This window comes from Clostridium intestinale DSM 6191 (assembly GCF_900130055.1).
Taxonomy (GTDB): Bacteria; Bacillota; Clostridia; order Clostridiales; family Clostridiaceae; genus Clostridium_T; species Clostridium_T intestinale.
In genome coordinates this window covers 552,571-569,968 of sequence record NZ_FQXU01000003.1, presented here as the reverse complement: position 1 = coordinate 569,968, position 17,398 = coordinate 552,571, and the positions used below count along the sequence as shown (strand labels likewise).

The following is a 17,398-nucleotide window of genomic DNA, read 5'->3' as shown; positions in this document are numbered from 1 at the left end:
TAGAATTTAGTTTTTCTATTATGAGCTTATATTTTAGATTTTAAAGTCTTTTTTCCTATAAATTACATAGGTAAGGGTAATACATATAATGCTTATTATTAACCCAAGTAGTATATTAGTAGTATCAAAACCATTTTTAATAATTTCAGAAGGTATTGCATAATTAAACGGTGAAAAGTATTTTAAAAACTTTAAAGAATCAATCATTTGAGAGAAAATTCCCAAAAGATAAGTTATAAAAAATGTACCAATAGATATTGGTGTAGCTAGCCTTAAATGAGGTATTAAAACTGATATACTAAAGCCTATAGACATAAATACCATTCCTACGAAAAACAGTCCTAAATAAAGTTTTTTCATATCCATTACCACATTAATAAACTCTATATCAGCAGGTTTAACTACTAAAGCCACTATTATTGACCCAATTGCCATAAGCATAATGAAAAGATAAAATAATACTACAGATGATAGAATTTTTGAGGTTACTATCTTAGTTCTACTAATAGGTTTTGCATATAAAAATTCTATAGTACCTTCACTTTCTTCCTCAATTAGTGATTTAGCACCTAAAATACCCCCATATATAGCTCCTGCCATTGCAATATATTGAAAAACGTAAGCAAAATATTCATTTAACTTAGAGAAATCAGGAGCATCTTTTAGATTAAAAGCATCCAAAATAGCTTCAGGAAGAGCATCCATTTTTGTATTTACTAACTCTTGCATACCGCTGTCTTTCATAGAAGGGAACATGGACATAAATAGAACAATTAGTAGAATACAAACTACGCTCCATATAATTAGTGATTTAAATCCTCTTTTTACTTCAACTTTAAAAACATTCATTTATTTGTCCTCCTTATAATAATAGCTCATAAAGGTTTCAGATAAATTCTTTTCCTCAATAGTTAAATCTTCAATTTTATATTTACTTAAAAGGTTTAAAAGAGGGTTTATAGGACCTGAATAATAAAAGTTTAAAACTTCGTTATTTTTTTCTAGGTTTTCTATTCCTAAAGTTATTAACTCTTCTTCAATGACCTCGCTAGTTTTGATAGTTATTTTCTTTATCTTTTTCCTAGAATATTCCCTAATATCCTTAATATCTATGATTTTTCCTTCTTTAATAATAGCAACTTTATCACAAAACTCTTCAACTTCGCTTAAATTATGGCTTGAGAAAAATATTGTTGATCCTTCATTTTTTAATTTAGTGAGAGTTTCAAATAGTTTTTGTTGAATTAATGGATCAAGCCCATTAGTTGGTTCATCAAGGATTAAAAGTTTTGGTTTATTTAAAATAGCTTGTATAATTGCAACTTTCTTTTTATTTCCTAAAGATAGTTCAGATATATTTTTATCAAGTTCTACATTAAAATCCTTGCACATTTGTTGAACATATTCCTTATCCACATTATTATGAAAGGATTCACCATAGGAAATGATGTCTCTAACCTTCATATTTCCATAATATCTAACCTCACTAGGTACATATCCTATATTTTCTTTAATTTTCACAGAATCTTTTACACAATCAAGATCAAAAATCTTAGCTTCCCCATGTGTTGGAAAAATAAAGTTTAGAAGGACTTTAATAGTTGTAGATTTACCAGCTCCATTTGGACCTATAAAACCAAATATTTCTTTCTCATTAACAGTTAGGTTTATATCTTCTACCCCTCTGTTTTTACCATAGCTTTTAGTTAGATTTTTAATATCTATTATTTTCATTAATCTATCCTCCCTTTACGTTCTTTATATTCCTTAAGTCTGTTGTTAAGTCTTTCACCTGTAATTTTGTAATAAAAAAATAAAGAAGATGAGATGCTTAAATACAATAATGAATAACTGATTGTAAATATTCCAAATGATTGTATGTTCATAGCTTGAATCCAATTAAAAATATAAGAAAAAACAAACAACACTATATAGCAAAGTATAAAATGAATTATTACTTTTTTTTGTGAAGATAGAGATTTAAAGATATATTCTCCATAAACTAAAAAATGTATCAAGGTTAATAATAAGGTCATAGCTACAAACTTCCATATTAAACTTATTTCAATAGTTGTTTCTCCTAAAATTAAGCTTACAATAGAATAAAGTAAAGTAGTAGCAGTAAATACTAAACCCCATACAAGTTTAAATTGTACTATTATTTTAAATCCTTTTTCCATATAAAACCCTCCTTTAGAAGCATAATATTTCTTTAATAACTGATACATATTGCCTTGAAATCAATAATTTCTCATCATTATCTAAAGTAGCTTCAAGTTTGCCATTAAATTTATGAGATAGTTTTTTTATTCTAGAAATATTTATTATGGTTGATTTACTAGATCTAAAAAAATCATATTTACTCATTTTTTTCTCAAGTTCATATAACCTTAAGGAGATTTCATAAACCTTATCTTCTGTATACATAAAAGTTTTTTTATCTACACTTTCAAAATAAAGAATTTTAATAGGATCAACAACATAGGATTCTCCATTTAAAAACCCTATGATTTTTTCATCAGAAAGTTTTATTAATTCTATTAGTCTTTTAACCTCATCATTTATTGACTTGCATTTAATTATTAACTCCGTATCTTCATTATCAGGAGACTCTTCAATAAGTACTTTCATTTTGCACCTCCTATAAACTTACTATATAATTTAATAACTCATTAGTAAATACTCATAAAACTAAGTTGCACTTTTTTGCTACTAAGATACGTAAAATATTAGAAATCTTAAGAATGAGTTGATTATAGTAACGTATGTTACTGAAATATTTGTTAAATCAGCTATTATATAAAGTAAAGATAATAATGGAGGAATTTTCATGAAAAGATATGAAGAGCAAAGAAGTTTTTTAAAGTCTAATTTTGGTGAATTTAAGAAGATAAAAACTGATAAAATGAAAGGAATACCTCAACCACCTATTGTAAAACCCTATAATTCATCTTCTAACATAATTAATCTCCCAAGGGTAAGTGAAAACACTATTAAAAACGAAAAAATTTATAAATGTATAAAAGAAAGAAGAAGCACAAGGTTTTATAGTGAGGAATCATTAACTCTCGAGGAATTATCCTATTTATTATGGGCAACTCAAGGAATTACTGACACTAATAAATCAGGAATTACTTTAAGAACAGTGCCTGCAAGTGGCGCAACACATTCATTTGAAACATATTTATTTATAATGAGAGTTGAAGGAATACAAAATGGAGTATATAGATATCTTCCAGATCAGCATAAACTTTTATTTATGTTTGAGTTAAATAATATAGAAGAGACGGTTGATGAAATAACATTAGAGCAGCCCTTTGTACCTAATTTCGCTAAAAAAGCTGCTGTTCTTTTTGCATGGAGTACTATCCCATATCGTTCTGAATGGAAGTTTGACATTACAGCACATAAAAAAATTCTTATAGATATTGGACACGTATGCCAAAATCTTTATTTAGCTAGTGAATCTATTAATGCAGGAGCATGCGCTATAGGTATATATGATCAAAAAATGATGGATCAACTTTTAGAATTAGATGGAGAGGAAGAGTTTGTAATATATCTTGCTGCCGTTGGAAAAAAGATTTAATCAGGCTTTAGCATCTCATGGCATTTATTGCAAGGAAAATCATTTTTAATGCAGACATCTACATTACAGCTAGAAGTTTTGTTTATATATCCAACACCCCATTCCATGATTTGAGACATTACTGGAATGAAACTTATTCCTATTTCAGTTAAAGAATACTCAACCCTTGGAGGTACTTCACCATAAACCTTTCTATTTATAAGACCATCATGCTCAAGCTCTCTTAATTGTTGAGTAAGAACACCACGTGAAATTTGAGGCAAAAGTTTTTGTAGTTCACCAAATCTTCTAATCTTATTATGAAGAACCCATAAAATCGAAAGTTTCCATTTACCCATAAGGACATTTTGGGTTACAGTAACAGGGCAAACGTGTGAATAATCATCCATATAAATAACTTCCTTTCTCAATAGTCAGATTGACATGACTATGTAATATCAATGTGCGTACTTGTAATATTTTTTAAAGCACCTTAACATTATACTTATAAAAAATATTTAAATCAACGAGGTAGGAAAATGGAAGAAGTATTAAGAATTTTAAAGGAAAATGTAAATGGATATCTTGGAACTGTAGATGATGGAAAACCTAGGGTTAGACCTTTTGGTTTTATGCTTGAAGATGAAGGTAAGTTGTATTTTTGTACAAATAGCTTAAAAGATGTTTATAGACAATTAAAAAATCACCCATATATTGAGTATTCAGTTACAACAAGAGATATGGTGGTTTTAAGAATAAGTGGAGAAATTAAGTTTTGTGAAGATATAAATATAAAAGAAAAAGTTATAAATGTACATGAGCCTGTAAAGAAGGGATATAAATCAGCAGATAATCCTATTTTTAAGGTGTTTTATCTTGAGCATGGAAGTGCTGTGATTTCAGATTTTTCAGGAAGAGAACCTAGAAAGATAGAATTTTAGCTTATAGATATTGTTACATGGAAGTTTTATGGAATATAATGTATAATTAAATAAACCTCTCTTTATTGTGCACAAAAAGAGAGGTATTTAAAAGGAATATATTGTATTTTATTGTTAGGAGGTAACAGTATGGAATGGATTGAACGATTAAATAGTGCCATTAATTATATGGAAGAGCATATGAGAGATAGGATTGATTATGAGGAAGTTTCTAAAATAGCATGTTGCTCTACATATCATTTTCAAAGAATGTTTGCTTATATGGCCAACATACCACTATCAGAATATATAAGACGTAGAAGAATGTCTTTAGCTGCTGTAGATTTACAAAATGGTGATGAAAAGGTTATAGATGTAGCAGTTAAATATGGATATGATTCTCCTACAGCCTTTAACAGGGCATTTAAAAACGTTCATGGAATAGCCCCATCTCAAGCAAAATCTGAAGGGGTTTTATTAAAAGCTTTTCCACCTGTTAGCTTTATGATAACAATAAAAGGAGATACAAGTATGGATTATAGGATTGAGAAAAGAGAAGCTTTTAGAATAATAGGAGTTTCAGAACCTTTAGAGAAAGAAATTGAAAAGAATTTTGAAACTGTACCTAAGATGTGGGGAAAACTATCAATAGATGGAACTATACCAAAACTTGCAGCTATGATGGAAGGATATCCAATGGGACTATTAGGAGTAAGTTGCTGTAATGAAAAAGAAGATTGGAAATACTTTATAGCAGTTACAAGTGAAAAGGAAATTGATAGTTCATTTGAGGAATATGTCGTTCCTGCTTCAACTTGGGCTATTTTTTCTGGAGAAGGAACTAACAAGTCTATTCAGGAATTAGAGAAAAGGATTGTAACAGAATGGCTACCAACCTCAGGATATGAATATGCAGATGCACCAGATATTGAGGTGTATATTTCTCCAGATCCTAATAAGGCTAAGTATGAAGTTTGGATTCCAGTAGAAAAGAAGGTGGTTTAGTATGGTACATTTAGTATATTGTGATGATAAGGAAAAAGTACTTGAAAAAATCTTAGAGGGTTCCAAAACCATGATAATAAGAGCAGCCGCAGGCAGAAAAATACCTCATAGTAGAGTATTTGAGGGAGAGAAGCTTTACCTTATGAAAAAAGGGACAGGGAAAATAACTGCTGAAGCTATGGTTAAATCTGTTCAAAATTATGTTAAACTTTCAGAAGATGAAATAAATGAGACTTTAGATAAAAATCAACCTAAGCTAAACTTATCTAAAAAGCAGAAAGACCGCTGGCACAAAAAATGTATGTGTTTAGTTGAATTTTGTGGTGTAAAGGAAATAGAACCACTAGAATTTGATTATCAAGGTAATATGGATGATTGGCTTATAATTGAGAAAATAGAAGACGTAGTTGTGGGCTCAAGTATCCCATATAATTATGAAAAATCAAAATTTTAACTAAAAAATATGATATAATAACCATTAATTGAAGCAGATTAGACTTAATAGGAAAGGGAGTAGCTAAATGGATTTCAGCGTTATGTGGACAACTCAAGGAACTATGTTTCTAATGGTTATTATAGGAATAATATTACGGAAAAAAGGAGTTCTAACGGAAAATTCAAAAGGGGTTTTAACAGAACTTGTTTTAAACTTGATTTTACCATGCAGTATTATTACTTCTTTTAATATTGATTTTAATATGGGGATACTTAAGATTTTTGGAACTATCATGGCGGTTGGCATAATAGCTCAAGTTTTATGCTATTTAATCTGTAGATTCGCATTTGGTAGGTTTGAAATAAGACAGAGAAAGGTCTTAAAATATGGAACATTAGTATCCAATTCTGCGTTTTTAGGAAATCCCATTGCAGAAAGTACCTTTGGAGCAACTGGTTTAATGTATTCATCAATCTTCTGTATTCCTACAAGAATTGTAATGTGGTCTGCTGGATTAGCACAGTTTACTGATGAAACTGACAAAAAAGCTGCATTTAAAAAGGTAGTTTTTCATCCTTGTATGATAGCAGTGTATATAGGGATAGCCCTTATGATTACTGGCTTAAAACCACCAACCTTTGTTTATAATACCATAGTCTCCATAGGAAGATGCACCACACCTTTAACAATGCTTTTAATAGGCTCCATGATAGCAGAAGTTAAAGATTTAAAGACAATGATAAATAAGGATATTTTATATTTTACAGTTATACGTATTATAGTAATACCAGGACTTGTCTATCTAGGATGTAGACTAGCAGGAGTTGATCCTATAATTACAGGAGTATCCGTACTTTTATCTGGAATGCCAGCTGGAAGTACTACAGCGATTATGGCAGCTAAATATGATGGAGATTATATATTTGCTACAAAATTAGTAGTATTTTCAACCATTATGACCTTGATATCAATACCTATTTGGTGTCTTATATTAGCTTAAAAGTAGATAAGCCTCATAGATTATTATAAATTTTTAATAATCTATGAGGCTTATCTTTATAGATTTTAAGAATACTATCCAGTGTAACTAGGATTAGCATTTCTATAGGAAATAGATCTTGTGATTTTTAAAGGTTTATCTTCTCCTGGAAAATGCACAGGATTAATCTTAGTTTTGTTGTAAATATCCACAACATCCTTAGCATCTTGTACCACTTCTTTAGCCTTAATAAGTCCATACATTCTAGGCGGCATAATATATATAGGAATATCTGGATTATAGTCCTTTATAAGATTGTTAACGCTCATTATTAAATGAGGACAACATACGATAACATCAAACTCAGAAGTCTTATCCTTAGCCAATAAAAATGGGGAATATTCAATACTATATTCATTATCCATATTATTTTCTATTATCTCTTTTTTAAGCCTGCTTACCAAAGCGCTTGAAGAGAAGCCACCACCACAGCACAAAAGAATTTTTAACATTTTAAACCCTCCATTTTTAGTAAAATAGTATATAAGTAAATAATACCAATGTAAACGAAATAACTCAATGATTATAGTGTTTTTCCTCTACATATAAAACAGATTTTTTAAACTTAAAAAATTAAGGTAAGTTATTAAGTTTTTATCTGCTATATTAAAAATATTAATAAAAATACCATAAAACATTAATTATTAAGTAGTTTTCAAATAATATATACTATATTTAAAGTTATTTGTATAATACTATTAATTTAAGAAAATAAGGAGAACTTATTATGGATACAATTGATTTAAAGATTATTGATTCATTAAAAGAAAATAGCAGAGCAACTACTTCAGAAATAAGCAAGAAAGTAAATCTTTCTATTCCCGCTGTATCAGAAAGAATAAGAAAGATGGAAGAAGCAGCTATAATTGAAAAATATACTGTAAAAATTAATAGAGATAAAACTGATTTTAAGCTTCTAGCTTTTATTTTTGTTAATATTAATGAAACAGGAAATATAGAGGGATTCAGAAAAAACATTATTAACTACAAATCCGTATTAGAATGCCACCATGTTGCTGGAGAATATGACTACTTATTAAAAGTTCTTGTAGAAGACACTAAATCCTTAGAGTATTTTATATCAAATGTATTAAAGAAAATGAAAGGCGTATGTAAATCAAATACAATAATTACCTTATCTTCTTTAAAAGAAGAGATCAATGTATGAAATCAATAGCAATTTTTTTCAAAGGTTTTAGATTTGGAATGTTGTTACAATTTGCAATTGGGCCTGTAAGTATGTTTATATTAAAAACCTCATCAACATATGGATTTTACAGTGGAGAATTAGGTGTAATAGGTGTTACTCTAATAGATGGAATTTTTATTTTACTTGCTATTAAGGGATTAGTATCTATAGTTAGTCGCAAAAGGGTACAAGCATTCTTAAAAGTATCTGGTGCTATAATTTTATTCCTATTTGGAGCAAGTACAATTCTGAATCAATTTAATGTTAATTTATTGCCTGTATTAACTCTCGGAAGTTCAATAAATTCAAGCAACGTATTTATAAATGCACTTATTATTACAGCCTCTAATCCTCTTACAATAATATTTTGGGCAGGCATATTTTCAACTAAGTTGCTAGAAGAAAAGACCACAAGGCATGAACTTTACCTTTTTGCCTTAGGAGCTATATTGTCTACTCTTTTCTTTTTAACAATGGTTTCAATACTAGGAAGTGTCGTTAAAGTTTTTTTTCCAATTACCCTTATACGTATATTAAACCTTATTGTTGGGGTGGTGTTAGTATTTTTAGGAATCAAAATATTAATTAAAAAGTAGAATGATTTTTTATAAAAATAGTTTAAAATATCCATATAAGTTGAAAGTGAGGAACAAAATAGTGAAATGTAATATTAATGACAATGAATATATATTTATTACTAACATAAAAGAGAAGGATAAAATAAGAAATAGCTTTAATATACTAGCCCAAAACACCTTTGGGCTTAGTTTTGAGACTTGGCACCAAAATGGCTATTGGGGAGAGGACTATATACCTTATTGTCTTTTAAAAGATGATAAAGTAGTAGCCAATGTTTCAGTAAATATAATTAAAACAAGATGGAATGATGAAAAAAGAATATATATACAATTAGGAACTGTTATGACTGATAAAGAATTTAGAAATAAAGGTTTAAGCAGCTTTTTAATTAAAAAAGTATTAGAAGAGTGGAGGGATAAATGTCATGCTATATACTTATTTGCTAATGATGGAGTATTAGATTATTATCCTAAGTTTGGTTTTGAGAAAGTTGAAGAATATCAATATTCCAAAAACATTAATAAACAAAGTGGACTAGTTAGAAAACTTAATATGGATAAAGATGCTGACAAACAATTTCTGTTAGATCTATATAAAAATTCAAATCCTTTTTCCGCATTACCTATGGAGGAAAATGAGGGACTACTTATGTTCTATTGCTCTCAATTTATGAAAGAAAGCATTTATTATATAAAAGAGCATGAAGCTATTGTAGTAGCTGAATATGAAGATGAAAATTTAATATGTTACGATATTTTCTGTAAAGGCAACTGTTCTCTAAATGAGATTTTATCTATTATAGCTGAGGAAAACACTAAAACAGCATTCTTAGGATTTACCCCAAAAGAAGTTAAAGAGTTTAAGATAAATAAACTTCATGAGGAAGATACAACCTTATTTATACTTAAGGGAAAAGAAAACTTATTTTCATCAAATAAGCTTATGTTCCCGGTGTTATCTCATGCATGATAAAAATATCTTTTACAAGGATTTGAACTTAGGTTTAAATCCTTGTATTTATTATGTCTATAGTAGGTAAAGTATTACCACTTATAAAACCGCTTATATTACAAAAACTAAAAATTAAATAAAAGTGTTATAGAGGTGGTTTTATGAAAAAAATATTAAGATTCATTATGATTATTTTTATCTTTTTAACTTTAAATGTCATAAAGACAGAGGGTACAGATATTAAAAGCATAATGGCTAATCTAAGTGAAAAAGAGAAGGGAGACTATATTCCTATAAGTCATCAGCAAAGCAAAGCTCAAGTTTATTTCTTTAAGCAAGCGTTAGATGAATTAGGAGCAACATCTCCAGAGCAAGTTATTGATATCTGGACCAAGGGAGAAAGTACAAGAAATGGGGTTTACCATTATGCAGTTGCTTGTAAGGAATTAAAAAAAGAATTAATTGAAAAATTAGGTGAGCCAGAAGAGGGCTATTGGGTAATTGGGGGTTCAAGCCCATGGCTTAATAAATATGAATTAATATCTTATAAGAAAATAAATGAAGATATGTATGAGGCTAAAATAAAATTTTATTGGCAAACTTCTTTTTCACCAATCGAAACCACTGAAAATACGCTTATAATTGGCAAAAATAAAGACACTTGGTGTGTAAAAGAAGTAAAGTAAATAGAGCCGTTACATTATAATAGTTTTAATATAAAAATAGATAAAACAAAGTTTTATCCCAAACTATAAAGATAGCTTTAGACTAATAAATCATTGAAAGGACTTCATCTGGTATTTCAATAAAAAAGTCTGAATGATAAAACAAGTAAAAATCTCGCGGATTTATTTTAGCCATATGACATTTCTCCATTTCGATTTTTAAGTAACTAGTGAATGAAAATGGAGTAGGAGGGAGGGGCAGCTAAGCTAAACCGTTGCAATAAAACAACTGTTCATCCCAAATATGAAATAGCGGCCATGGATACATGAGGTACTCCCATCCTAAAGCTGATATTAAACTATAATCTTTATTCAAAATCCCAAAGATTCACCAACAAGGATAACCTTTATTCTCCCCGCTGTTCTACACATTCTTGTTTGGACAATATAAGAACAGATACAGTCATCTGTTTTACAATCTCCGCAAGCACCATTGATTAGGCAGGGCGTTTTTTGCGGTGAATGTAAAAATGGGCTGGACGAACACGAACATCGGTACACATTAATAGGGGCCGCATATGTTCTGGCTCTTATAACTGCATCTTCAGCGGTCTTGCAAACCTTATTCATCCCAACGATAGCAATAACACTTTTCGGTCCAAAGGTAATCGCCGCTGTTCGATTGCCAACACTATCTATATTGACTAATATGCCATCTTCGCTAACTGCATTAAAGCTCGTTAAATAGGTGTCGCACAAAAGAGATTGGCGCATGAGGTCATAACGCTCCTCCATTGTTTGAGCTTTATCACGATCAATGATTATATAGCTTCCTTGACGTACTTGATTAAGAAGCCCGATTTCCTCAAGCGTGACTGATCCACCCCATGATACCGAGGAATGTTCCGGAATAAATGATAGTGCTTTTTCTACAGCTTCTATGGCGTTATCACAGTAATAAGCCTCAAACTTTCTGCTTTGCAGATTTTTAATAACCTTTGATGCTAAAAGTCGATTTCTCGCTTTTATTGAATGTTCTTTCCCTTGCATTGTTTTCCTCCATTCTGACTTTAGAAAGGTGACTAACTTCTTGTGTGTTTATGATTAATATAGTATAGTAAAAAGAAAAAGTATGTTGCACGTGCAACGAGGAGCCTCTCATGAACAACTTAGATTCCCTATGTCAATCACGTTTGTTTTCAGGTATTTCCCCAAATGATATTACTCAAATGCTTAAATGTCTGTCAGCCACAAGGAAAGAATATGCAAAAGATGAGCTGGTTGTCCGTGAGGGCGATTTAGTTGATAATGTCGGCATCATATTGCAGGGTAGAGCTCAAAGTACGAAATTGAGCATCACGGGAAAACAAATTATTGTATCCCTCCATTATCCTGGTGGATATACAGCAGTTTTAACAGCGGCTAGCCGTGGAAGAAGATGCCCCATGTCAGTACAGGCAATAGAACCACTTGAGGTTCTGTTTATTCCTATCAAAAGCATATTGAGCTGTTGTACAAAGTTATGTATGGCACATGAACAATTACTTGGCAATCTTTTTGATAGTATTGCAGAACGAGCGTTAGAACTGCATGACCGAAATGATTGCCTTATTATGCCTACTATTAGGGATAAGGTCTTAACTTATTTAACAAGAATTATGAGTGAAACTGGGACAGAAACATTTACTATTCCTTTTGATAGAGAAGCGATGGCCGAGTATTTAGATGTAGATAGAAGTGCTTTATCCAGAGAGCTTGCATGGATGAAACGGGACGGCTTGATTGACTTTTATAGAAACAAATTTAAGCTATTGAAGCATTAAAATATAATAATTTACTTATCAGATAAGATTAACCCCCAACAAGTGAAACTATTGGACGTATTTCCAGAAACTAAAACCATTAGTTAAATTATTAATTAGCCCTTTATATATTAAAAAATCTTCAAATATATCGATAATTAACTATAGATATTTGTTGAAAGGTGGTGCAAGATATGGACAAATTAACATTAAGAGATCTTTTTCCAGATTTAAATTTCCCGAAGTTTGAAATTAAGAGAGAACATCAAGGATTGACCTATGAAGATGTATTAAAAATAGCCGTAGAAGAGTTATCTCAATATGTTGACTTTAAATCTTTAAATGATAAGATTTCTGCAATTCAAGAAGAAGACGAGATAAAAAATGATCCTGTTTTGCAGTTCCTTTATCAATTAAAAAAGGCAAGTGAAAAAGAAAAGGGCATCTAAATTTTAATAAAACTTAGAGTAACTTTATTATGAGGTGTAGTAGATTTTTTATATAGATCTACTACATTTTTTATTATGAATAAGTAATTTAAAGCGATATTTAAATTTTGATGTTTAATATAAATTGGCTTTTATGTATAATGGATAGTATATGGGATAGATTGGTATAACTGTAAAAGGGGGAATTTTGTGAAAAGGGTTTTATCTGTTTTTATGCTTGCTGTTTCTTTGCTTATATTTACTTCGTGTAAAGCTAAAAATCCAGTTGAGGTTAAAGAGAAATATATACAAAAAGCAGAATTAACAAAATCAGAAGATGATATTGTTAAATTGGTTGGAGATTATGAAAATCAAATGATGTATGATTTTAATTTAGATGATAAAGTACAATCTATTCAGATAAGCATATATGAATTAAAAGACAACAAATGGGATTCTAACATTGGGAGAACAAGTCAGGAATTTAAAGATATCAAGGGAAGATTAAGTCTCAATTTTAATAATTATTTTTACGGATATAAAATTGCTTTTTTAAGTGAAAATTCAAGTGCTTCAACTAAATTTTCAACTGAGAAACCACAAGAGCCTTCAACTATGGGACAACTCAGCTCATTTCTAGATAATAAAGCTGAGATTACCTACGATAAAGAAATTCCTTTAGTTGTTCAAGGGGTAACTTCTGGTAATACCATGACTGCGCATACAGTAGACTACTTTTATACACCAGAAAAATATAAAGAACTTGGATATGATCGTGTTTATGCTGTTACTGTGCTTTTTAGTGAGAAACAAGTAAGTGAATTAAATGTAATAAAAGAGTAATAAACTAATTGTGATTATGTGATATTATTACCATAATAAAGATAACAGGAGGACTTATGAAGAAAAAATATCTTGTTGTGGGTTTAGTTTTTATAATTATACTACTGTCTATGTTTATTTATTTTAGAAAGTCTAGGAAAATAAGTGAAGATAAAGCCCTAAGACATAAAATAGTAGACACCATAAAACAATCAGAACATGTAGATTTTTCAGAGGTTACTGATTTTGAATGGGACACAATGTATATATTTATTCCGTATTCAAATCCCAATAATATATTTAAAGGTGATGGAGTAAAGAGTTATAACTCAAGATTTAATATCGAAAATCTTGATTCAATAAATATGATTGCATTTGTTAAATCAAAAAAACTGGTTTCATTTGTTGAGGTACCCATAGAATATTTTAACAGTGAAAAAACTACTAAATATTCTAAGGATTAACCTGGGTATGTTAAATACCAAAGGATGCGGAATACAATAAAATAATGCTTTTTAGGGAGGTAAAGGATATGGAAAATTTAAAAAATAAGATAAATTATAGAGAGATACAAATAGAAGAAATTAATATAGAGCTTTTTGATAATTTTAAGCGTCATCAAAATGTCACTCATTGTTGGAGAAAAATAGATGGAGAATGGGTGATTAAGGAAGTTCGTTTTGTTGAGGAATGGGGAAAAGAAGACTATGCTTTCCTCTCTGAATGTCTTAAAGGTGTTATAAACACGGACGGCGTGGTATATGGTGCTTTTTCAGATGGGATTTTAAAAGGATTTACATCAGTTGATGGTGATTTTTTAGGCAAAAATAGAGATTATATAAATCTTTCAAGTATCCATGTTTCTGAAGACATGAGGGGTTATGGAATAGGAAGAGAACTTTTTAAACTTGCGTCTAAATGGGCAAAAGCTCGTGGTGCTAAAAAACTATATATTTCTGCCCACTCATCAGTTGAATCACAAGCTTTTTATAAATCCTTAGGATGTGTTGAAGCAGTAGAATATGATAAAAAGCACGTTGAGAAAGAGCCTTGTGATTGTCAACTTGAATACATTTTATAACTTAAGTATATAGGGGGTATTTATTTTGGGGAATAGAAAAAGGGGAGTATTAATAACTATAGTTATTATACTGGTGACCCTAACATTTATCTTTTTTTACAAAAGGGATACTAATTCAAAAGAAGAATTAATAGGCAAGACCATTAAAATAGCTTTAGAAAATGGTGAGCTTCCAGATTATAATATTGTAAAAAATTATGAGAATATCATTGTATCCTCAGAGAACTTAGATAATAAAACCCTGAGTGAAGTTTTAAAGCAAAAATTAATAGTTATGACACCTTATGAAATAAAAGAGAAAGCTAATAAAGAGGGAGATTTTCTTTATTTAACTTTTAAGGACATTAGCATAGATAATCAAAATGCTTCAATAGTAATAGAGAATACTTGGGCAATATCAGATAGTAGTAAAGAAACTTATTTAAGTGGAGGTGGAATTAAAGTGAAATTTCATAAAAGCTTTGGAACGTGGAAAGAAAATTCTACTAGAGAGGTTTGGTTATCTTAATATTTTTAATTAAGAGTTTGTAGCAAAATTATGATAATTGTTTTGTTACAGACTCTTTTAAGAATCTTTAATTATTTATTGAGTATTAAGTAACCTATTTTAAATTAAAAATCCCCTGAGTGCCGCATAAATACTATATATAGTTATATAGATATATAGAAAAATATATATCTATATATATTCCTAGAAAATTTAAATCACAGAATACAGGGAGAATTTTCTTCTATAATAAAATTAAGGAGATTGAGATGGAAAATATAATTACAGAAAGACTGGTTATAAGAAGATTTGAAAAAGATGATTGGCAAGACCTTTATGAATACCTATCAGATGAAGAAGTGGTTAAGTTTGAACCATATCATGTATTTAATGAAAAAAAGGCTAAAGAAGAGGCTGTACGAAGATCCAGTGATAAGAGTTTTTATGGAGTTTGTTTAAGAGAAAATAAAAAATTAATAGGAAACTTGTACTTCTCAAAAGGAGACTTTGATACCTGGGAGCTTGGTTATGTATTTAATAGAAAATATCAAGGGCAGGGATATGCTACAGAAAGTGCTAGAGCATTAATTAATTATGCATTTACAAACCTAAATGTTAGGCGTGTTATTGCAAAGTGTAGTCCTAAAAATAATAATTCTTGGAAGCTACTTGAACGTTTAGGTTTGAGAAGAGAAGGGTTGCTATTACAAAATGTTTATTTTAAAACAGATAATAATGGAGAGCCATTATGGATGGATACCTATGAATATGCAATGCTAAAATCAGAGTGGGAAAAGTTAAACACATTAATACTGTAGAGGCTTCTTCCCAAGCCTCATTAAAGTCATTCTTGTTAAATTTATAATATTTAAATTGTTGAAACCAGAAAGGAATAACCTATGTTTAAACTATGGCTGACACTGGAACTTGCTAATATTCAAAAGAAAACAAACAATATATTCAAAAGTTACGTTAAGCTTGCTCTTATTTATATTGCGCCAACCTTAGGAATAATTTTATTAGGTTTAAGTGGACATAGAGGTACAATAAGTGCTAAAACCATAATCATAAATCTAATAATAGTAGCAAATATGATTTCAACCTTAACTCACTTTATTATCTACCTCTCTTTTTTCAAAAACTTGGAGAAAGATGTAATTATAAAATTTCTTCCTGATAAATTACAACCATATATAAAGGTAAGAGTATTTATGGTATTAGTAAAATGGACTTTACCTTTAGTTTCAGCTATTTTGCTAAGTTTAAGACCTGTACTAAATATATCAAATCCTTTGTTTATCTTATCTTCTATTTTATTTATAGCTAGTTGGTTTATTTTTAACTATTTAATTGCGATTTATACAAGATACTTCTTAAATACTATAAATAGGAAGATGGAAAAGGTACTAAAATTTATATTAGGTTTTTGGGGAACATTCACATTTATTGTACCTAACTACGGAGCTTTTTTATACTTAAATGAAATTTCTCCAGATTTAAAAAAGGAAGTTCCTATTACAAATATCAATATAAATGTTTTTCATATTATAACGCTTATTCTCATATTTATATTAGCTTTAGTTCTTTTTTATTTTTCAGAAAATCATTTAAATCTTAACATAAGAAAAATAGTGAAAAATAGGAGTGAAAAACCTTTTAGAAAAAGGAATCAGCATATTGAAAAGCTTCTATTAAAGGTAACAGAAAAATTATTTAGAAATATTACTCCTATGGATAAGCTAGTTCTTCAAAAGGATATAAAGGAACTTTCTAGAGACAATAGGGGGGCAGTATTTGGAATACTTATTACTCAGATTATTTATATTATTTGTGTTATAGCAATATATCATGATATTGATATAAGTGGAGTAAAAAGCAGTATTGAAATTTCTATGAGTATGAGCTTTATTATCTTTATATACATGGGAATTATATATTGGACTAGTGGACGTTTTTCCATGAGAAACATTCTTTGTGTTAGTGAAGATACTGATCTACTTGGAAAATACAATATAAACTTCAATAGAGAAGATTTAATAAAAGTTAGACGAAACTTTGCAGGTTTAATTCTATTTTACCCAATGGGTATTATTTATGTTGTTGCACTTTTAATTAGATATAATATATGGGGATGGCTTGGACTGATTTCTTCACTTTTTACTTTTATAATATTAGAACGACTCCTAAGTTTAAATTTAGTAAATAAGATTAATGGTGAGGTAAATAACAAAAGAATATTTGGGTGGATAAACACACTTCTAATATTAGCTGCAATCAATTTATTTACGCAGCTATTAATGAGAGGATATGAGCTTCCTATAATCAATAGCGCATTAATGTTAATTGGTACAAACGTACTTTTGATAATTATTTATATGTTTAATTTGTACATTAAGAAGTTTAATTTAAGAAAGAGAGAAAACTAA

At 29.4% G+C, this 17,398-nt stretch carries 24 protein-coding genes; 17 read left to right on the top strand and 7 right to left on the bottom strand.

Annotation, left to right across the window (positions count from 1 at the left end; translation table 11 throughout):
* Window positions 1-33: 33 nt before the first annotated feature.
* The 4 genes from BUA92_RS03065 to BUA92_RS03050 are packed head-to-tail and all read right to left on the bottom strand — an operon-like array spanning window position 34 to window position 2,631.
* On the bottom strand, window positions 34-849 hold the full coding sequence (locus BUA92_RS03065; RefSeq protein ID WP_073016587.1) for an ABC transporter permease subunit: 816 nt from the start codon (window positions 847-849) through the stop codon (window positions 34-36).
* A complete protein-coding gene (locus BUA92_RS03060; protein WP_073016585.1) occupies window positions 850-1,734 on the bottom strand; it encodes an ABC transporter ATP-binding protein in 885 nt (294 codons plus the stop codon). It abuts the gene before it with no gap.
* On the bottom strand, window positions 1,734-2,180 hold the full coding sequence (locus BUA92_RS03055) for a DUF3021 family protein (protein WP_073016582.1): 447 nt from the start codon (window positions 2,178-2,180) through the stop codon (window positions 1,734-1,736). The genes BUA92_RS03060 and BUA92_RS03055 overlap by 1 nt, the downstream gene beginning before the upstream one ends.
* A 13-nt stretch (window positions 2,181-2,193) precedes the next feature.
* A complete protein-coding gene (locus BUA92_RS03050) occupies window positions 2,194-2,631 on the bottom strand; it encodes a LytTR family DNA-binding domain-containing protein (RefSeq protein ID WP_073016580.1) in 438 nt (145 codons plus the stop codon).
* Between the two features lie 199 nt (window positions 2,632-2,830).
* Between BUA92_RS03050 and BUA92_RS03045 the strand changes: the two genes are divergently transcribed.
* Window positions 2,831-3,589 (top strand): SagB/ThcOx family dehydrogenase, encoded by a 759-nt coding sequence (locus tag BUA92_RS03045; protein ID WP_073016578.1) that lies wholly within the window; start codon window positions 2,831-2,833, stop codon window positions 3,587-3,589.
* Here BUA92_RS03045 and BUA92_RS03040 read toward each other — a convergent pair.
* Window positions 3,586-3,978 carry a winged helix-turn-helix transcriptional regulator gene (locus BUA92_RS03040; protein ID WP_073016576.1) on the bottom strand — a complete coding sequence of 131 codons (393 nt, stop codon included), beginning with the start codon at window positions 3,976-3,978 and terminating at the stop codon, window positions 3,586-3,588. The genes BUA92_RS03045 and BUA92_RS03040 overlap by 4 nt on opposite strands.
* A gap of 129 nt (window positions 3,979-4,107) precedes the next feature.
* On the opposite strand from BUA92_RS03040, the gene BUA92_RS03035 reads away from it, so the two are divergent.
* The 4 genes from BUA92_RS03035 to BUA92_RS03020 all read left to right on the top strand — a co-directional run bounded on the left by BUA92_RS03035 (window position 4,108) and on the right by BUA92_RS03020 (window position 6,929).
* The gene (locus BUA92_RS03035; protein ID WP_073016574.1) at window positions 4,108-4,509 is read left to right on the top strand and encodes a pyridoxamine 5'-phosphate oxidase family protein; all 402 of its coding nucleotides are present in this window, start codon (window positions 4,108-4,110) and stop codon (window positions 4,507-4,509) included.
* A 129-nt stretch (window positions 4,510-4,638) separates the two neighbouring features.
* Window positions 4,639-5,493, top strand: coding sequence for an AraC family transcriptional regulator (locus tag BUA92_RS03030; RefSeq protein ID WP_073016572.1), 855 nt, complete (start codon window positions 4,639-4,641; stop codon window positions 5,491-5,493).
* A gap of 1 nt (window position 5,494) precedes the next feature.
* Window positions 5,495-5,947 (top strand): hypothetical protein, encoded by a 453-nt coding sequence (locus BUA92_RS03025; protein WP_073016569.1) that lies wholly within the window; start codon window positions 5,495-5,497, stop codon window positions 5,945-5,947.
* Between the two features lie 67 nt (window positions 5,948-6,014).
* On the top strand, window positions 6,015-6,929 hold the full coding sequence (locus tag BUA92_RS03020; RefSeq protein WP_073016567.1) for an AEC family transporter: 915 nt from the start codon (window positions 6,015-6,017) through the stop codon (window positions 6,927-6,929).
* Between the two features lie 74 nt (window positions 6,930-7,003).
* Here BUA92_RS03020 and BUA92_RS03015 read toward each other — a convergent pair whose 3' ends face one another.
* Window positions 7,004-7,420, bottom strand: a complete 417-nt coding sequence (locus BUA92_RS03015) for a PTS sugar transporter subunit IIB (RefSeq protein WP_021801825.1) — start codon at window positions 7,418-7,420, stop codon at window positions 7,004-7,006.
* A 275-nt stretch (window positions 7,421-7,695) separates the two neighbouring features.
* On the opposite strand from BUA92_RS03015, the gene BUA92_RS03010 reads away from it, so the two are divergent.
* The 4 genes from BUA92_RS03010 to BUA92_RS02995 all read left to right on the top strand — a co-directional run bounded on the left by BUA92_RS03010 (window position 7,696) and on the right by BUA92_RS02995 (window position 10,373).
* Window positions 7,696-8,136, top strand: coding sequence for an Lrp/AsnC family transcriptional regulator (locus BUA92_RS03010; protein ID WP_073016565.1), 441 nt, complete (start codon window positions 7,696-7,698; stop codon window positions 8,134-8,136).
* Entirely contained in the window at window positions 8,133-8,753 is a 621-nt protein-coding gene (locus BUA92_RS03005; protein ID WP_242950038.1) for a LysE family translocator, read from the top strand. The genes BUA92_RS03010 and BUA92_RS03005 overlap by 4 nt, the downstream gene beginning before the upstream one ends.
* 61 nt (window positions 8,754-8,814) lie before the next feature.
* Complete coding sequence (locus BUA92_RS03000) at window positions 8,815-9,705, top strand: GNAT family N-acetyltransferase (RefSeq protein WP_242950037.1); 891 nt, start codon at window positions 8,815-8,817, stop codon at window positions 9,703-9,705.
* A gap of 143 nt (window positions 9,706-9,848) precedes the next feature.
* Entirely contained in the window at window positions 9,849-10,373 is a 525-nt protein-coding gene (locus BUA92_RS02995) for a hypothetical protein (RefSeq protein WP_073016563.1), read from the top strand.
* A 351-nt stretch (window positions 10,374-10,724) separates the two neighbouring features.
* On the opposite strand, the gene BUA92_RS02990 is transcribed toward BUA92_RS02995, so the two are convergent.
* Window positions 10,725-11,402 carry a lactate utilization protein gene (locus BUA92_RS02990; RefSeq protein ID WP_073016561.1) on the bottom strand — a complete coding sequence of 226 codons (678 nt, stop codon included), beginning with the start codon at window positions 11,400-11,402 and terminating at the stop codon, window positions 10,725-10,727.
* 110 nt (window positions 11,403-11,512) lie between these two features.
* Between BUA92_RS02990 and BUA92_RS02985 the strand changes: the two genes are divergently transcribed.
* From BUA92_RS02985 to BUA92_RS02950, 8 genes are all read left to right on the top strand, one after another.
* On the top strand, window positions 11,513-12,175 hold the full coding sequence (locus tag BUA92_RS02985; protein ID WP_073016559.1) for a Crp/Fnr family transcriptional regulator: 663 nt from the start codon (window positions 11,513-11,515) through the stop codon (window positions 12,173-12,175).
* A gap of 173 nt (window positions 12,176-12,348) precedes the next feature.
* Window positions 12,349-12,603 carry a hypothetical protein gene (locus tag BUA92_RS02980; protein ID WP_073016557.1) on the top strand — a complete coding sequence of 85 codons (255 nt, stop codon included), beginning with the start codon at window positions 12,349-12,351 and terminating at the stop codon, window positions 12,601-12,603.
* A gap of 189 nt (window positions 12,604-12,792) precedes the next feature.
* The gene (locus BUA92_RS02975; RefSeq protein ID WP_073016555.1) at window positions 12,793-13,425 is read left to right on the top strand and encodes a hypothetical protein; all 633 of its coding nucleotides are present in this window, start codon (window positions 12,793-12,795) and stop codon (window positions 13,423-13,425) included.
* Window positions 13,426-13,481: 56 nt separating this feature from the next.
* Window positions 13,482-13,868 (top strand): hypothetical protein, encoded by a 387-nt coding sequence (locus BUA92_RS02970; protein ID WP_073016553.1) that lies wholly within the window; start codon window positions 13,482-13,484, stop codon window positions 13,866-13,868.
* A gap of 68 nt (window positions 13,869-13,936) precedes the next feature.
* Window positions 13,937-14,485, top strand: coding sequence for a GNAT family N-acetyltransferase (locus BUA92_RS02965; RefSeq protein WP_073016550.1), 549 nt, complete (start codon window positions 13,937-13,939; stop codon window positions 14,483-14,485).
* A gap of 25 nt (window positions 14,486-14,510) precedes the next feature.
* A complete protein-coding gene (locus tag BUA92_RS02960) occupies window positions 14,511-14,993 on the top strand; it encodes a hypothetical protein (RefSeq protein WP_073016548.1) in 483 nt (160 codons plus the stop codon).
* 248 nt (window positions 14,994-15,241) lie between these two features.
* Window positions 15,242-15,790 carry a GNAT family N-acetyltransferase gene (locus BUA92_RS02955; protein ID WP_073016545.1) on the top strand — a complete coding sequence of 183 codons (549 nt, stop codon included), beginning with the start codon at window positions 15,242-15,244 and terminating at the stop codon, window positions 15,788-15,790.
* 81 nt (window positions 15,791-15,871) lie between these two features.
* Entirely contained in the window at window positions 15,872-17,398 is a 1,527-nt protein-coding gene (locus BUA92_RS02950; RefSeq protein WP_073016542.1) for a hypothetical protein, read from the top strand.

Coding starts and splice junctions, on each gene's coding strand:
- BUA92_RS02980 (WP_073016557.1), top strand. CDS start 12,349: ATGGACAAATTAACATTAAGAGATCTTTTTCCAGATTTAAATTTCCCG.
- BUA92_RS03020 (WP_073016567.1), top strand. CDS start 6,015: ATGGATTTCAGCGTTATGTGGACAACTCAAGGAACTATGTTTCTAATG.
- BUA92_RS03060 (WP_073016585.1), bottom strand. CDS start 1,734: ATGAAAATAATAGATATTAAAAATCTAACTAAAAGCTATGGTAAAAAC.
- BUA92_RS03030 (WP_073016572.1), top strand. CDS start 4,639: ATGGAATGGATTGAACGATTAAATAGTGCCATTAATTATATGGAAGAG.
- BUA92_RS03010 (WP_073016565.1), top strand. CDS start 7,696: ATGGATACAATTGATTTAAAGATTATTGATTCATTAAAAGAAAATAGC.
- BUA92_RS02970 (WP_073016553.1), top strand. CDS start 13,482: ATGAAGAAAAAATATCTTGTTGTGGGTTTAGTTTTTATAATTATACTA.
- BUA92_RS03045 (WP_073016578.1), top strand. CDS start 2,831: ATGAAAAGATATGAAGAGCAAAGAAGTTTTTTAAAGTCTAATTTTGGT.
- BUA92_RS02965 (WP_073016550.1), top strand. CDS start 13,937: ATGGAAAATTTAAAAAATAAGATAAATTATAGAGAGATACAAATAGAA.
- BUA92_RS03035 (WP_073016574.1), top strand. CDS start 4,108: ATGGAAGAAGTATTAAGAATTTTAAAGGAAAATGTAAATGGATATCTT.
- BUA92_RS02995 (WP_073016563.1), top strand. CDS start 9,849: ATGAAAAAAATATTAAGATTCATTATGATTATTTTTATCTTTTTAACT.
- BUA92_RS02990 (WP_073016561.1), bottom strand. CDS start 11,402: ATGCAAGGGAAAGAACATTCAATAAAAGCGAGAAATCGACTTTTAGCA.
- BUA92_RS03015 (WP_021801825.1), bottom strand. CDS start 7,420: ATGTTAAAAATTCTTTTGTGCTGTGGTGGTGGCTTCTCTTCAAGCGCT.
- BUA92_RS02950 (WP_073016542.1), top strand. CDS start 15,872: ATGTTTAAACTATGGCTGACACTGGAACTTGCTAATATTCAAAAGAAA.
- BUA92_RS03055 (WP_073016582.1), bottom strand. CDS start 2,180: ATGGAAAAAGGATTTAAAATAATAGTACAATTTAAACTTGTATGGGGT.
- BUA92_RS03005 (WP_242950038.1), top strand. CDS start 8,133: ATGAAATCAATAGCAATTTTTTTCAAAGGTTTTAGATTTGGAATGTTG.
- BUA92_RS03065 (WP_073016587.1), bottom strand. CDS start 849: ATGAATGTTTTTAAAGTTGAAGTAAAAAGAGGATTTAAATCACTAATT.
- BUA92_RS03050 (WP_073016580.1), bottom strand. CDS start 2,631: ATGAAAGTACTTATTGAAGAGTCTCCTGATAATGAAGATACGGAGTTA.
- BUA92_RS03025 (WP_073016569.1), top strand. CDS start 5,495: ATGGTACATTTAGTATATTGTGATGATAAGGAAAAAGTACTTGAAAAA.
- BUA92_RS02955 (WP_073016545.1), top strand. CDS start 15,242: ATGGAAAATATAATTACAGAAAGACTGGTTATAAGAAGATTTGAAAAA.
- BUA92_RS02985 (WP_073016559.1), top strand. CDS start 11,513: ATGAACAACTTAGATTCCCTATGTCAATCACGTTTGTTTTCAGGTATT.
- BUA92_RS03040 (WP_073016576.1), bottom strand. CDS start 3,978: ATGGATGATTATTCACACGTTTGCCCTGTTACTGTAACCCAAAATGTC.